This window comes from Lentzea waywayandensis, from assembly GCF_900115955.1.
Lineage (GTDB): Bacteria > Actinomycetota > Actinomycetes > Mycobacteriales > Pseudonocardiaceae > Lentzea > Lentzea waywayandensis.
In genome coordinates this window covers 1-13261 of sequence record NZ_FOYL01000026.1, presented here as the reverse complement: position 1 = coordinate 13261, position 13261 = coordinate 1, and the positions used below count along the sequence as shown (strand labels likewise).

Annotated in this window: 15 protein-coding genes and 1 pseudogene; 7 read left to right on the top strand and 9 right to left on the bottom strand. The window is 67.7% G+C overall.

Going from position 1 to position 13261, the window contains the following annotated elements; all coding sequences use genetic code 11:
• Window positions 1-8: 8 nt before the first annotated feature.
• Together kdpA and kdpF are read right to left on the bottom strand one after the other, a co-directional pair.
• On the bottom strand, window positions 9-1631 hold the full coding sequence (gene kdpA, locus BM417_RS45745; RefSeq protein WP_093606392.1) for a potassium-transporting ATPase subunit KdpA: 1623 nt from the start codon (window positions 1629-1631) through the stop codon (window positions 9-11).
• A complete protein-coding gene (gene kdpF / locus BM417_RS45740; protein ID WP_093606391.1) occupies window positions 1631-1729 on the bottom strand; it encodes a K(+)-transporting ATPase subunit F in 99 nt (32 codons plus the stop codon). The genes kdpA and kdpF overlap by 1 nt, the downstream gene beginning before the upstream one ends.
• Before the next feature lie 273 nt (window positions 1730-2002).
• Between kdpF and BM417_RS45735 the strand changes: the two genes are divergently transcribed.
• Together BM417_RS45735 and BM417_RS45730 are read left to right on the top strand one after the other, a co-directional pair.
• A complete protein-coding gene (locus tag BM417_RS45735) occupies window positions 2003-2623 on the top strand; it encodes a nucleoside/nucleotide kinase family protein (protein WP_093606427.1) in 621 nt (206 codons plus the stop codon).
• Window positions 2620-4134 carry a tetratricopeptide repeat protein gene (locus BM417_RS45730; RefSeq protein WP_093606390.1) on the top strand — a complete coding sequence of 505 codons (1515 nt, stop codon included), beginning with the start codon at window positions 2620-2622 and terminating at the stop codon, window positions 4132-4134. The genes BM417_RS45735 and BM417_RS45730 overlap by 4 nt, the downstream gene beginning before the upstream one ends.
• 49 nt (window positions 4135-4183) lie before the next feature.
• Here the strand turns inward: BM417_RS45730 and BM417_RS50040 are convergent, their stop codons facing one another.
• From BM417_RS50040 to BM417_RS45715, 3 genes are all read right to left on the bottom strand, one after another.
• Window positions 4184-5143, bottom strand: a complete 960-nt coding sequence (locus tag BM417_RS50040) for a zinc metalloprotease (protein WP_093606389.1) — start codon at window positions 5141-5143, stop codon at window positions 4184-4186.
• A gap of 68 nt (window positions 5144-5211) precedes the next feature.
• Window positions 5212-6315, bottom strand: a complete 1104-nt coding sequence (locus BM417_RS45720; RefSeq protein WP_093606388.1) for a winged helix DNA-binding domain-containing protein — start codon at window positions 6313-6315, stop codon at window positions 5212-5214.
• 15 nt (window positions 6316-6330) lie between these two features.
• Window positions 6331-8307, bottom strand: a complete 1977-nt coding sequence (locus BM417_RS45715; protein WP_093606387.1) for an MMPL family transporter — start codon at window positions 8305-8307, stop codon at window positions 6331-6333.
• Window positions 8308-8362: 55 nt separating this feature from the next.
• Here BM417_RS45715 and BM417_RS45710 point away from each other — a divergent pair, with 55 nt between their 5' ends.
• Complete coding sequence (locus BM417_RS45710) at window positions 8363-8806, top strand: MarR family winged helix-turn-helix transcriptional regulator (protein WP_245822864.1); 444 nt, start codon at window positions 8363-8365, stop codon at window positions 8804-8806.
• Here BM417_RS45710 and BM417_RS45705 read toward each other — a convergent pair.
• The gene (locus BM417_RS45705) at window positions 8799-9392 is read right to left on the bottom strand and encodes a maleylpyruvate isomerase family mycothiol-dependent enzyme (RefSeq protein WP_093606386.1); all 594 of its coding nucleotides are present in this window, start codon (window positions 9390-9392) and stop codon (window positions 8799-8801) included. The two genes, BM417_RS45710 and BM417_RS45705, sit on opposite strands and share 8 nt — an antisense overlap.
• 60 nt (window positions 9393-9452) lie before the next feature.
• Here BM417_RS45705 and BM417_RS45700 point away from each other — a divergent pair, with 60 nt between their 5' ends.
• From BM417_RS45700 to BM417_RS45685, 4 genes are read left to right on the top strand one after another with little or no spacing between them, the layout of a single operon-like run.
• A complete protein-coding gene (locus BM417_RS45700) occupies window positions 9453-9989 on the top strand; it encodes an RBBP9/YdeN family alpha/beta hydrolase (RefSeq protein WP_093606385.1) in 537 nt (178 codons plus the stop codon).
• Between the two features lie 37 nt (window positions 9990-10026).
• Entirely contained in the window at window positions 10027-10965 is a 939-nt protein-coding gene (locus BM417_RS45695; RefSeq protein ID WP_093606384.1) for an RNA polymerase subunit sigma-70, read from the top strand.
• A 9-nt stretch (window positions 10966-10974) separates the two neighbouring features.
• Window positions 10975-11328, top strand: a complete 354-nt coding sequence (locus tag BM417_RS45690; protein WP_093606383.1) for a VOC family protein — start codon at window positions 10975-10977, stop codon at window positions 11326-11328.
• A gap of 10 nt (window positions 11329-11338) precedes the next feature.
• Window positions 11339-11905 carry a GNAT family N-acetyltransferase gene (locus BM417_RS45685; protein ID WP_093606382.1) on the top strand — a complete coding sequence of 189 codons (567 nt, stop codon included), beginning with the start codon at window positions 11339-11341 and terminating at the stop codon, window positions 11903-11905.
• 108 nt (window positions 11906-12013) lie between these two features.
• On the opposite strand, the gene BM417_RS45680 is transcribed toward BM417_RS45685, so the two are convergent.
• The 3 genes and pseudogenes from BM417_RS45680 to BM417_RS45670 form a co-directional block, all read right to left on the bottom strand.
• Window positions 12014-12241 (bottom strand): hypothetical protein, encoded by a 228-nt coding sequence (locus BM417_RS45680; protein WP_093606381.1) that lies wholly within the window; start codon window positions 12239-12241, stop codon window positions 12014-12016.
• Between the two features lie 3 nt (window positions 12242-12244).
• Entirely contained in the window at window positions 12245-12796 is a 552-nt protein-coding gene (locus BM417_RS45675; protein WP_093606380.1) for a hypothetical protein, read from the bottom strand.
• A gap of 112 nt (window positions 12797-12908) precedes the next feature.
• Window positions 12909-13261: pseudogene (locus BM417_RS45670) on the bottom strand (oxidoreductase); the annotation flags it as partial.

Genomic DNA, 13261 nt, shown 5'->3' with positions numbered 1-13261 from the left:
TGTGGTGGTCACAGCAAAGCCTCCGCGATGGGACCAAGAGCGAGAGCGGGAACGAACGTGAGCGCGGCGACCAGCACGATCGAGCCGGTCAGCAACGTCGCGAACAACGGCCCGGTGGTGGGCAGCGTGCCCGCCGTGACCGGCACCTTCTTCTGCGCTGCCAACGATCCGGCCAGTGCGAGCACCGCGATGATCGGGATGAACCGGCCGAACAGCATGCACAGACCCAGCGACGACTGGAACCAGTCGTTCGTCACCGTGATACCGGCGAACGCACTGCCGTTGTTGTTCGACGCCGACGCATAGGCGTACAGAATCTCCGACAAGCCGTGCTCACCGGGATTGTTCAGCGCACCCTGAGTACTCGGCAGGATCGCGGCGATCCCCGCGCCGATCAACAACACCGTCGGCATCGCGAGAATCGACACCGCGGCCGCCGTGACCTCCTTGCGCCCCAGCTTCTTCCCCAGATACTCCGGCGTACGTCCGACCATCAACCCCGCCAGGAACATCGCGATGATCGCCATCACCAGAACGCTGTACAACCCCGTGCCGACACCGCCCGGCGTCATCTCACCGAACAACATGTTCAGCAACGTGCCACCACCACCGAGGCCGGTGAAACTGTCGTGCAGCGAGTTGATCGCGCCCGTCGACGTGCCCGTCGTGGAGTTGGCGAACAACGCGCTGCCGGAGATCCCGAACCGCAGCTCCTTGCCCTCCAGCGGACGCAGGCCGTTCGCCTCCGCCACCCAGATCACGGTGAGCATCGCCGACCAGATCACGCCCATCACACCCAGCAGGACGTACCCCTGCTTCTTGTTGCCCACCAACTGACCGAACGTGCGGGTCAGCGCCACCGGGATCACCAGCAGCAGGAAGATCTCGATCAGGTTCGACCACTCGTTCGGATTCTCGAACGGGTGCGCCGAGTTCGCGTTCAGAACACCGCCACCATTGGTGCCAAGCTCCTTGATGGCCTCCTGGCCGGCGACAGGCGCGTTCGCGATCGTCTGACCATCAACGTCCACACCGGACTTGAGACTCATCGTGACACCCGTGATGATCAGCACGATCGCCGCGATGAACGCCAGCGGCAGCAGGATCCGGATCGCGCCGCGCACCAGGTCGACCCAGAAGTTGCCGAGCCGATCAGTCTGGCTGCGCACGAACCCGCGGACCAGGGCGATGGCGACGGCCAGGCCGACGGCAGCCGACACGAAGTTCTGCACCGTCAAACCGATCATCTGGACCGTGTGACCCATGACCGCTTCCGGCACATAGGACTGCCAGTTCGTGTTCGTCACAAAACTGATCGCCGTGTTGAACGACATGCCCTCCGGCACGTTGCCGCGGTCGAAGTTGAACGGCAACACCGACTGGACCCGCTGAATCACGTACAGGAACACGATCCCGACGAACGAGAAGCCCAGCACGCCGTACGCGTAAGTGCTCCACTTCTGCTCGGCGCGCGGGTCGATCCGCGCGAACCGGTAAATGGCCTTCTCGGCTTTCAGGTGGCCCTTGGTGGTGAACACGCGGGCCATGTAGTCGCCGAGGGGTCGATACACGACCGCCAGGGCCGCGACCAGGATGCCGACCTGCACCAGGCCGGCCACGAGAGGTGACATCAGAACTTCTCCGGCCTGACGAGTGCGATGAACAGGTAGACGATCAGCGCGAGCGCGATCACGCCGGCGACGCCGTTGGCGACAAGTCCCGTGCTCACAACTTCTCCAGTCCACGCACCGTCAGGCCCAGCACGACGAAACTCCCGATCAGCAGCAACGCGTAGGCCAGGTCGGCCATGACGCCGCTCCCTTCAACGACAAGGATTCTTGATGACGCACGGAAGCGTGCATCACGAAATGCCTGATCAGAGGGTGCCTGACAGCGTCCTTACGGAGGCGGGTCCGGCTTTTACGCGTTCTTGAGGCCAAGGAGACCTGGGTCTCATCCGATAGGGCCTGTGGCGGTCACGATCTGTGAGAACGTCGATGCCATGACGCGTGCCGGGATGCTGAACGAGGTCGCCGATCTGCTGCCTTCGCGCGGCCTGGTCGGGGTCGACGGGGTCGATGGCGCGGGCAAGACGACGTTCTGCGACGACCTGGCTCAGGTGCTGCGTTCCAGAGGCCGCGAAGTGGTGCGCGCGTCCGTGGACGACTTCCACCACCCGCGCGCGATTCGCTGGCAGCGCGGACGGACCTCACCTGAGGGCTTCTTCCTGGACAGCTACGACTACGACCGTTTCACCGGCCTCCTGCTCACGCCGTTCGCGGCCGGGCGACCGTTCCGGCGGGCGAGCCACGACCTGGCGACCGACGAGTACGTGGACGCGCCGGCCGAGGTCGCGTCGCCGGCCGCGCTCCTGCTGGTGGACGGCATCTTCCTGCACCGGGACGAGCTCGTGGGGCACTGGGACTTCTCGGTGTTCCTGGACGTCGGCTTCGCGGTGTCGATGGCGCGCATGGCCGTTCGCGACGGCAGCCCGCCCGATCCGGACGACCCCCGCAACCGCCGTTACGTCGAAGGGCAGCGCCTGTACCTGGCGCAGTGCGAACCGGCGGCGCGGGCAAGGCTGCTGATCGACCACCGGGACGTGATATCCACTCGCGCGTGATCAACCCAGTGCGCCGCGACGAGACGCGGCACCGCCCTGCCAGAAGCGGCCATCCGGACCCCTTGAAGATGCTGCGGTACGTCTGGCCGGTCGTCGAGGAACTGCGAAGCAAGCCTCGCGAGGACTGGCCGAGTCCGGACGCGTTGACGGAAGCCCTGGTGGAGCTGGCGGAGTGGTTCGAGGAGTGCGGCTGGGACGACTTCGCGTTGCGCACGCACGAGGAGGTGCTGGAGTTCCGCCGGGAGGCCGGTGACGCCGAGAAGCTGCGGCGCGTCCTGACCTTGATGCGCGACAACCTCATGCGGCAGGAACGGCACGAGGAAGCGCTGGCGGTCGTGCGGGAGGAACTGCCGCTCGCCCGCCGGCTGGCCGTGCCGGGCGAGCACAGCACCGAGATCGCCAACACGGCCAGGTACTGGATCACCAATCTGCTGGGCAAGCTGGGCAGGCACACGGAGGCCGCCGACAACGCCCGCGAGGCGATCGCCGAACTGCGCGAGCAGATCCCGACCAAGAACGGACCACCACCCGGCTACAGCCTCGCGCACGCCCAGTTGGAGTACGCCCACCGCCTCACGACGATCGGCGAGTACGAGCAGGCGGCCGACTTCACCGCTCTGAACGCGGCGTTCTGGCGGCAGAACGGTTCGTGGCGGGGCATCAACGGTCACACCGCTTACGACGAACTCAGTCTCCTGCAGCTGCGTCTGGGCCGGTTCGAGGAAGCCCGCGCGTCCGCCATCGAGGCCGTGGCCATCCTCCGGGAGCACGCGGAGAGCGAAGACCGGGACTGCCTCAGCAACCTCGCCGGCGCCCTGCACAACCACGGCAACCACCTGCGCGACCTCGGACTCGACGAACAGGCGGTGGAGGCGGCGCAGGAGGCCACTGATCGTTTTCGCGAACTTCTCGCGAAGGCGGAGGGCCGGGCCATGATCATGAAGATGGAATTGCGCGTCGCCCTGGCGCTCGTCAGTCTCGGCAGCCGGCTGCACGACATCGGCAGGCTCGACGAGTCGCTCGCGGCCAGCGACGAGGCCATCGCGCTCGCCACCAAGCACGAGGAACGCGAGCTGGGCCGCAAGGAGCTCGCGCGGGCGTGGACAAACCGCGCCAGCCTCCTGATCTCGCGGCAGGCCTACTCCGAGGCCGCGCAAGCTGCCGCGAAGGGCATCGAGCTGTACCAGACCGCGGACGGCAAAGCCATGGCGCGCAACACCTTCGCGCTGTCCTCGGCGCACGCGGGCGAGCCGGACGCCGCGCTGGAGGCGTCACTGCTGTCGGTCGCGCACTACCGCGAACAGCATGCCGAAGATCCATACGAGTACAGCTACCTGCTGGCCGACGCGCTCTCCGATCACGCGCTGATCCGCGTTCTGCGCTCCGAACGCGCCGAGGCCGAGGCTGCGATCAGCGAATCCCTTGCGATGTACGAGGAACTCGCCGCGCACAACCCCAGCCGCTACCAACGCGAACTGGACCGAGCTCAAGCGGTCGCCGCCCGGCTCTAGAGGAGGGCTTGCGCTTCCTTCTTCTGTCGGCGCAAGCCCTCCCGTCAGATCACTTGCCGGCGCGGTAGGCCGTCCAGGCGCTCTGCATGCGGGTGTTCTGACCAGGGGTGAACTGGTTGTAGCAGTCGTCGTAGGAGTAGTCCATGTAGTTGTGGATCGGGTCCAGGCCCGTCGCCGTACAGGAGTCACGGCCGGTCGGGCAGCCCGAGGTGGAGCTGGCCTGCGCCGGGGTGTCCGCGACCTCGTCGCCGGGCGCCTTGCAGCCGCCCTGGAAGGTGTGCCAGAGCCCCATCCAGTGGCCGACCTCGTGCGTCACGGTCTTGCCGAGGTTGAAGTTGACCTCGGAACCGCCGGGAACGGTGGCGTAGTCGACCACGACGCCGTCCATCTTCGGGTCGCCCTTGTACCAGGACGGGAACGTCGCGAAGCCGAAGCCGTCGATGTCGGTGAACCAGATGTTGAGCGTCGCGGCCGTGCCGACGCGGGTCTGGGTCTTCATCTGGCGCTCGGTGTTCGCGCTGTCCGCGCCTCCGTTGAACCAGGCGTTGTTCGTGTAGCGCTTGGTGTCCTGAAGCACGAACTTGAAGCCCGTCTTCGCCGCGGCGCTCGACTCCACGCCCGCGAAGCCGTCGTTGAGGACCTTGAGCTGCTTGGTGAGGGTGGCCTCGGTGATCGCGCCCTTGCCCGCGGAGTTGGTCACGACGTGGAAGACCACGTTGATCGTGCCGCCCGCCAGCGCGCTGAACTCGCCGAGCGAGTTGTTCTTGGCGATCTTCGCGCGCAGGTCCGCGTTCATCTGGGCGGCCTGGGCGTCGGAGATCTCGTTGCGGTCGTGGCCGGTGCTGCCGGGCCTGCCGCGAGCAGCCGAGTGCTCGTCGGCGTGCGTGTCGACGCAGTCGGCCGAGCCCACGGCGGTTGCGGCGGGGCTACCGCCGAGCAGGGTGATCGCGCCCGCCGCGAGCAGACCGGCGGCGAACGCCGGCAGCACGCGCTTTCTCGTGAGAGACATTGAACTTTCCTCCATGCAGGGTGGAGGAATAGTGACTCACGAACGGTCCTTTGTGGATCTTGACGTATTCACACAGTACGAACGTCGTGGGCCGGAAGGCCGCTCCACCACCGTGCGTAACGTTTGTACACCTGCGGTTCGCGGTCGCTGAGGAGCTTGCGCAGTGCCGCGGCCTCGTCCGCCAGCCCGGCCCATTGTTCCTCGTCAAGGGCGTGGAACGCGGTCGCCTCAACGCCTCCGTCCTCGGTGGGACGCCACACCCCGGCCACGTGGCCGTCGACGAGAAGTGTCGGCAGCGTGTCACCGTTGTTGCGGATGACGAGCTTGCGATATTCGTTCGGAATGATCCGGCTGCGGTCGGCGTAGGCGAGCAACGTGCTGTCCCACATGGCCATCAGGCGTGGCGGCGCCGGTGTGTCTTCGTCCGGGATTGTCCGATTTGGAATGTCGAAGTGATCGCCGTGCTGAACCAGATCCAGCAGCGTCAGCGCTTCCCGGATCGTGGTGCGCGGCAGCATGCTGAACTGGTTCATGTCGAGAACGGTCGCGGGCCCGAACCCGGTGAGGTAGCGGCGCAGCATCTCCGCGACGGCCGCCATCCGTTCACGGGGCTCGGCCGCCACGGCCAGATAGGACGGCCGCAGCCCGAACGACCACGGCCCACCCGTCGGCGCGTGCACGAGTCCGCCGTAGGTCCGCAGCGCCCACCAGACGCCAGGCTCACCGACGTCGCCGACGTGCGAGTGCAGCAGGTCCTCGATCTCCGCCTTCTGCCGGGGTGTCGCCGCGAACTCCAGCAGGTGCTCCAGCAGGGCGTCGACCTGCTCGATCGTGACGTCCATCGACTTGAACCGCTTGTCGTACAGCCGTGACGCCCTCAGCGCGGGCAGCATCGCGTGGTGGAACACCTCGTGATCCGCGGCCGTGACGGCGTGCAGGGTGATCCGCATCAGCGATGCCTTGCGGACCACCCCGCTCGTGAACGCCTCGTCCAGATCCGCGGGGTCGAAGCCCTCGATCCGGTTCCACAACGCGATGTACGGCGACGCGGGTTCCTGCGCCTGGATCGCCACGACCCGGTCCACGGCCGTCAGCAGGTCGACCGGTTCACGCTGCAGCAGCATCTGCCGGTCGAGCGTGGCGCGGTTGAGCTGACGAGCCGTGTAGGTCATGCCCGGAATCCTGACTCACCGCAGCTTCGACGGCCACCAGATTCGCCCGCCGATGTCCACCGACAGCGCCGGCACGAGCAACGACCGCACCAGCAACGTGTCCAGCAGGACGCCGAACGCGACGATGAACGCGATCTGCGTCAGGAACAGGATCGGCAGCACGGCGAGCGCCGCGAACGTGGCCGCCAGCACCACACCCGCCGACGTGATCACACCACCGGTCAGGCTGAGACCCTTGAGCGTGCCCTCGACGGTCCCGAGCCGCTGGGTCTCCTCGCGGACGCGGGTCATCAGGAAGATGTTGTAGTCGATGCCCAGCGCCACCAGGAACACGAACCCGAACAGCGGCACCACGGGATCGGCGCCGGGGAAGTCGAAGACGTGGTTGAACACCAGCGCCGACACGCCCATCGTGGCCGCGAACGACAGCACGACGGTCGCGATCAGCAGCAACGGCGCCAGCAACGACCGCAGCAGCAACGCCAGGATCAGGAAGATCACGAGCAGCACGATCGGGATGATCAGCGCCCGGTCGTGCTCGGACGTCGTCCTCGTGTCGAGCAACGTCGCCGTCGGCCCGCCCACCTTCGTGCCGTCGATGCCGTCCACGGCCGCGCGAAGCCGTTGCACGGTCTCCACCGCGGCGTCGGAGTCCGGCGCGTCCTTCAGCGTGGCCTCGATCCGCACGAGCCCGTCGGCCGTTCCGGAGGGCCGCACGTCCGCGACACCGTCCACCTTGGACTTCTGCACGACCTCGGCGGTCTTGCTCTCGGCGGCGATGATCACGGTCGGCGAGCCGGTGCCGCCGGGGAAGTGCCGCGACAGCACCTCCTGTCCCGCAACGGACTCGACCGGTGTGAGGAACACGTCGGACTGCGCGGTGCCGGACGCCTTGAGCTGCGGCAGGAACGCGGCGCCGGCGAGCAGCACGAGTGACGTGACGATCCAGATCGCCCGAGGCTTGCGGCGCACCAGGTTCGCGACGCGGCCCCAGAGCCCGCTGGTCTCGGGGTGCTGCGAGCCGAACTTCGGTGCGAACGGCCAGAAAGCGCCACGTCCGAGCAGTGCCAAGGTCGCGGGCAGGAACGTCATCGTGGTCAGCAGCGCGGCACCGATGCCGATGGCCGCGACCGGTCCGAGGCCCTTGTTCGAGTCGAGGTCGCTGAACAGCAGGCACAGCACGCCGAGGATCACCGTGCCGGCCGAGGCCGCGATGGGTTCGATCGTGCCGCGCCAGGCCGTGCGGATGGACGCGAACTTGTCCTGGGTGTCGCGCAGTTCCTCGCGGAACCTCGACACGAGCAGCAACGCGTAGTCCGTCGCGGCCCCGAACACCAGGATCGAGAGAATGCCCTGGCTTTGGCCGTTCAACGCCAGCACGTCGTTCTTCGCGAGCAGGTACACGACGAAGCTGGCGAGTCCCAGGGCGAACACCGCCGACACCAGCACGACGACCGGCAGCAGCGGGCTTCGGTAGACGACCAGCAGGATCAACGCGACCACGGCACCCGCGACGATCAGCAGCAGCCCGTCGATCCCGCCGAACGCCTCGACGAGGTCCGCGACCTGCGCGGCCGGGCCCGTGACCAGCACCGTCAACCCCTCTGGGGCGCCACGCGTGCCGTCGCGGAGCTGGAAGACCGAGTCCTTGACGTCGTTGCCCGGGTCGAGCAGCACGACGAGCTGGGCGGCGTCCTTGTCGTTCGGCGCGGGGATGACCGGCGACGCCTGGAAGCCCTTGGCCTGGTCGGCGAGGTACTTCCGGTCCTCTTCGGTCAGTCCGCCGGACCGTTCGATCACGACGATCGCGGGGATCGCGTTCTCGCGCTGGAACTTCTTCTGCAGCTCGGCGACCTGGGTGGACTCGGCGGAGTTGGGCAGGAACGCGCTGCTGTCGTTCTCCGCGACCTCCGACAACTTGCCCGCGTACGGCCCGGTGAAGCCGCCCAGGGCCAACCAGACGACGAGCAGTACCCCGGCGAGGACTCGCATCACGCATTCCTTCGATCGTCGAACGTTTCGATGGCCGAAACAGTAAGCTGTGACCGTGAGCGACGCAAGTGACTACGACCTGAGCATGATGCTGCGCGCTTTGGTGATGGAGTCGAACCGATTCCTGGAGATCTTCAGCGCCGCGCACGCCCTGCACCCGACCGACATGACAGCGCTGAACCTCATCATGACGGCTCCCATGACACCCGGCACGCTGGCGAAGGCGCTGAACCTGAGCGCGTCGGCCACGACGTCCGTGCTGGACCGGCTGGAGAGGGCCGGCCACGTGATACGAGAGCGCGATCCGGACGACCGTCGCCGGGTCGAACTCCAGGTGCTCGACCGGGCGACGGCGCTGGCGGCGACGTTCTTCCAGCCGCTGGCGCGCGAGTACGCCTCGGTGTGGAACGACATGAGCGACGCGGAGCGTCAGGTCGTCGCGCGGTTCCTGATGGCGACGACCGACGCGACGGCCCGCGTGCGCAAGGCGGTCAGCTGAGTCTTCCCGGCGGCAGCGTCCGTCCGCAGACCAGCAGCAACAGGTCCTGGGCCTGTGCTCTCACCGGCCTGCCCTCGCCGAACGTCCAGTCCATGTCGGTGGCCTCCAGGCGTTTGCCGTCGAGGTCCGCGCCGAAGTACTTGACGTTGCTGGGCTTCATGCCGCCGAGCACGAGCTTCAGCCGTTCGTGCGGGACCTTGCGGTCGATGCCCAGCGCGGTCGTGATGTCGAGGCCGTGGATGACGTCGTGCGAGAGCGCGCCTACGGGCCCGCTGCCGGGTGGCGTCCACGGGTGGTCGATGTTGTCCTTCAACGCGGCGAGCAGTTCATCGGTCGTGCACGTTTCGGCGTCCTTGCGGGCCATGCGGTCGGAGGCGTGGTTGAAGCGGCCGGCCGACTTCAGGATTTCCAGGATCACTCGCTTGCCCGAGGAGCGGAACGGCAACGTCGTGTGCGCGACGACGTGCTTCACGGTCCAGCCCTCGCACAGGCTCGGCGCGTTCCACTGTTCCTCGGTGAGGCCGCTCAGGACTTCCGCCTGATCGCGCCGTTCCGCCGCCACCGCGGCGCGGATGTCTGCTGTCATGGTCGTACATACGTTCCGGCCGACGAGAACTCATCGGTCATCCGGCTCGAGGACCACGACATGAACCGCAAGGCCATCATCTTCCACGGCACCGGGGCCCATCCTGACGTCGTGTGGCTTCCCTGGCTCCGCGAACAGCTGACCAAGCGCGGCTACACCGTGGAGGCGCCGCACTACCCCACCCTCAACGCCGAACCGATCACCACGTTCCTGCCGAAGGTGCTGGCCGGTCACACGTTCGACGAGAACACCGTCCTGATCGGCCACTCCGGCGGAGCCGCCCTGCTGCTCGCGATCCTCCAGCACATCGACACCCCGGTCAGCCAGGCCGTCCTCGTCGCCGGCTACTCCACGAAGCCCAACACCGACGACGAACCCGTCCTCCAGGACGACTACGACTGGGCGGCGATCAGCGCACACGTCCGCGACCTCTACTTCATCAACTCCCGCAACGACCCCTACGGCTGCGACGACCGGCAAGGCCGCGTGATGTTCGAACGGGCGGGCGGCACCCAGATCGTCCGCGACGACGGCCACTTCGGCGACGAGAACCAGCCCTACCCCACGTTCGAACTGGTGGACCGCCTCATCGACTGACCCGCGGACCAGCCCCGGTCCGCGTAGGGTTCTTCCCGTGATCGAGACGCTGGAGCCGTTCCGGATCGAGCTGACCGGCTACTGCTACCGCATGCTCGGCTCCGGCTTCGAGGCCGAGGACGCCGCGCAGGAAACACTCGTGCGCGCATGGAAGGCGCACGACAGCTACGACTCCACACGCGCGTCGTTGCGGACCTGGCTCTACCGCATCGCCACGAACATCTGCATCGACATGCAGCGAAGCGCCCAGCGCCGCGCCCTGGCCGTCGACCTGCGACCGTTCGGCGGGGACCTCGGCGCACCTTTGCCCGAGAGGGTGTTCGTGCAGCCCGCGCCGGACGCCCTGGTGCTGCCGGAAGACCAGGCGATCCGCCGCGAGACCGTCCGGCTGGCGTTCGTGGCCGCGTTGCAACACCTGCCGCCACGTCAGCGAGCCGTGCTGATCCTGCGCGACGTGCTGGCGTGGCAGGCGTCCGAGGTGGCCACACTGCTGGACATCTCGGTGGCGTCGGCGAACAGCGCGTTGCAACGAGCACGGGCGACGTTGCGGGTCGCGGACGTCGGCGAGCCTCTGACGCCCTCCGATCCGGTGCAGAAGTCGCTGCTGAGCCGGTACTGCGAGGCGTTCGAGCGGCATGACGTGAAGACTTTGGTCGCACTGCTGCACGAGGACGCGACGATGTCGATGCCGCCGTTCAGCTGGTGGCTGCGCGGGCGTGGGCCGATCTCGGTGGCTCTGAGCGATCCTGCGTCCGCCTGTGCCGGCGCGTGGCTGGTGCCGGTGCGGGCCAACGGGTCGCCCGCGTACTGGCAGATGCGGCCGGGGATGGATCGGCCGTTCGGGCTGGTGTTCATCGACGTGCGGGGCGGGTTGGTGACCGGCAGCACGACGTACTTGAACGTCGAGGAGTTGCTGCCTTTGTTCGGCGCACCGATGAGTTCTGGACGGCCGCCCCGTATCTCCACCGGAGACTAGGAGGAGTCCATGGCGATCCAGCCCATCATCCTGACGCCCCACCTGGAGCGGGTGCAGGCGTTCTACGAGCAGGTTCTCGGCGCGACCGAGGTGTTCCGGCAGCCGCCGGAGGGAGAGGTGTTCTACAAGACCCTCAAGATCGGCGACTCGGAACTGGGACTCGTGGCCGCGGACGCGGACGTGTCAGCGGCGCCGCGCATCCTGCTGAGCTTCGGTGTGGACGACGTCGACGCGTTGCTGCCGCTGGTCGAGGCGGCAGGCGGGCGGGTGCAGGGACCTTCGAACGACATGCCCTGGGGGCAACGGGTCGCGCACGTGTTCGATCCGGACGGGAACCCGGTCAACCTGACCCAGGAGCTCTAGTCTGGCCGACATGATCCGGATCGTGCCGTCGGACGAGGTGCCGTGGGAGGACGTCGAGGCGATCTTCGACAGCTCCGAGCCCGGCAAGTGCCACTGCCAGCGGTACAAGGTGAAGGGCTGGATGTGGCGCGACTCGACGCTCGACGACCGCGTCGCCGCGCACGAGTCGCAGTCCGCGCGTGGCAGCGGCCTGGTGGCCTATGTGGACGACCAGCCCGCCGGGTGGGTGGCGGTCGAGCCGCGGTGTGACTACGCGAAGCTGCTCGACATGCCCATTCCCTGGAAGGGCCGCGCCGAGGACAAGGACGACGACGGCGTGTGGGCCGTGACGTGTTTCGTGGTGCGCAAGGGATTCCGCAAGCAGGGGCTCACCTACGAGCTGGCGGCGGCGACCGTGGAGCACGCGCGCAAGCACGGGGCTCGTGCCGTCGAGGCGTATCCGATGATCGCCGCGCCTGGGCAGAACATCACGTGGGGCGAGCTGCACGTCGGCGCGCGGCAGGTGTTCGAGGAGGCCGGGTTCGCGCAGGTGACGCACCCGACGAAGCGGCGGTTCGTGATGCGGGTGGACTTCTGATGCGAGCACGGTTCCTGTTCCAGGTGCCGGGGTCGGCGAGGCGCTGCTGAACGACAGAGTGATCGACTACCTGTGGCGCACCTGGTCGCCTGGGCTCGAGGTGCCGGACTACGTGTGGGCGATGTAGGCGGACCCGGCGATCAGGGCCAACGCGTTGAAGCTGTACCGGGCCAACTTCGACCGGTCGCTGACCTGGCCAGGCTCTCCGAGGAGCCCGCGGCGGTCCCGGTGCTCGCGGGCGCCGACGACGGGTGCGTCACGCCGGACAACTACGCCGGCGCCGCCACGGGTCTCGCGCCCGGTTCGCGGGTCGAGATCGTGGCGGGCGGCGGGCACTTCCTACAACTGGGCTGCCCCGACGAGGTCGCGGCGCTGACCCTTGACTGGCTGGACTGGCTTGCGGATCCGGCCCCACGGCTTGAACACGGACAGGACGTAGGCGAACAGCAGCAGCGTCGGCGCGACCACGACCGGGTGCAGGATGTCGGCCGGGATCACCGCGGACGGGTCGCCCGCCAGCATCCGTTCGCCGATCCGCGCGGCCTCCGCGACGCCGGGGCGCAGCGCGAACGCGATCAGCAGCGACATGCCGACGTTCAGCACCAGCTTGATCGCGACCCACCAGTACCTGATCAGGCCGTACTTGCTGCCGACGCCGAGCACGACGCCGGAGATCATGCAGACGACGCTGGCGCCGAACATCGGCCAGATCGCGAAGAGGTCGACCGCCTGGATCGCGACGCCCGCGGTTCCGGCGTCCTCAGTGGACAGTGCGATCACGACGAGGATCCCCAGCGCGAGGTCGATGCCGAGCCACGCCGCCGCCGACAGGACGTGCACGAGCAGCACGGCCTTGCGGGCGCGGCCACTGAGCTTGCGGGTGGTAGCCATTGCTCTCCCTCTCTCGTGGTGTCGAGATCCATGCTCGTCACCACGAGGGGCCGCATCATCCGCTCACGCTCTGATCTCGCCTACGTCAGATTGCGTACGCGAAACCAGATCATCAGGCCAGGCCGAACTTCTCGGCGTGCACCTGGGCCTTCGGCACGTTCAGCCGGCGCAGTCCGTTCAGCACGGCCGCCGTCATGGCGGGCGGACCGCAGACGTACACGTCGCGAGCCACGATGTCAGGCACCAGCTGGTGCAGGGCCCCCGGTTCGAACGGCCGGGCTCCCTGGCCGGTCCGGCCGGTGAGCAGGTGCAGCCGGCCGCGGCGGGCCGCGACGAGTTGGCGCAACTCGTTCAGCAGCACGGCCTCGCGCTCGTCACGCACCCGGTAGAGCACGACGAAGTCGCCGGGGACGTGCTCCTGCAGCAGAGCTCGGATGGGGGTGACTCCCACGCCGCCCGCGATCA

Excerpts from the sequence above, each read along its gene's own strand:
- BM417_RS45685 (WP_093606382.1), top strand. The coding sequence starts at position 11,339 with ATGATCCGGATCGTGCCGTCGGACGAGGTGCCGTGGGAGGACGTCGAG.
- kdpA (WP_093606392.1), bottom strand. The coding sequence starts at position 1,631 with ATGTCACCTCTCGTGGCCGGCCTGGTGCAGGTCGGCATCCTGGTCGCG.
- BM417_RS45705 (WP_093606386.1), bottom strand. The coding sequence starts at position 9,392 with ATGACAGCAGACATCCGCGCCGCGGTGGCGGCGGAACGGCGCGATCAG.
- BM417_RS45700 (WP_093606385.1), top strand. The coding sequence starts at position 9,453 with ATGAACCGCAAGGCCATCATCTTCCACGGCACCGGGGCCCATCCTGAC.
- BM417_RS45675 (WP_093606380.1), bottom strand. The coding sequence starts at position 12,796 with ATGGCTACCACCCGCAAGCTCAGTGGCCGCGCCCGCAAGGCCGTGCTG.
- BM417_RS45720 (WP_093606388.1), bottom strand. The coding sequence starts at position 6,315 with ATGACCTACACGGCTCGTCAGCTCAACCGCGCCACGCTCGACCGGCAG.
- BM417_RS45690 (WP_093606383.1), top strand. The coding sequence starts at position 10,975 with ATGGCGATCCAGCCCATCATCCTGACGCCCCACCTGGAGCGGGTGCAG.
- BM417_RS50040 (WP_093606389.1), bottom strand. The coding sequence starts at position 5,143 with ATGTCTCTCACGAGAAAGCGCGTGCTGCCGGCGTTCGCCGCCGGTCTG.
- BM417_RS45735 (WP_093606427.1), top strand. The coding sequence starts at position 2,003 with ATGACGCGTGCCGGGATGCTGAACGAGGTCGCCGATCTGCTGCCTTCG.
- BM417_RS45715 (WP_093606387.1), bottom strand. The coding sequence starts at position 8,307 with ATGCGAGTCCTCGCCGGGGTACTGCTCGTCGTCTGGTTGGCCCTGGGC.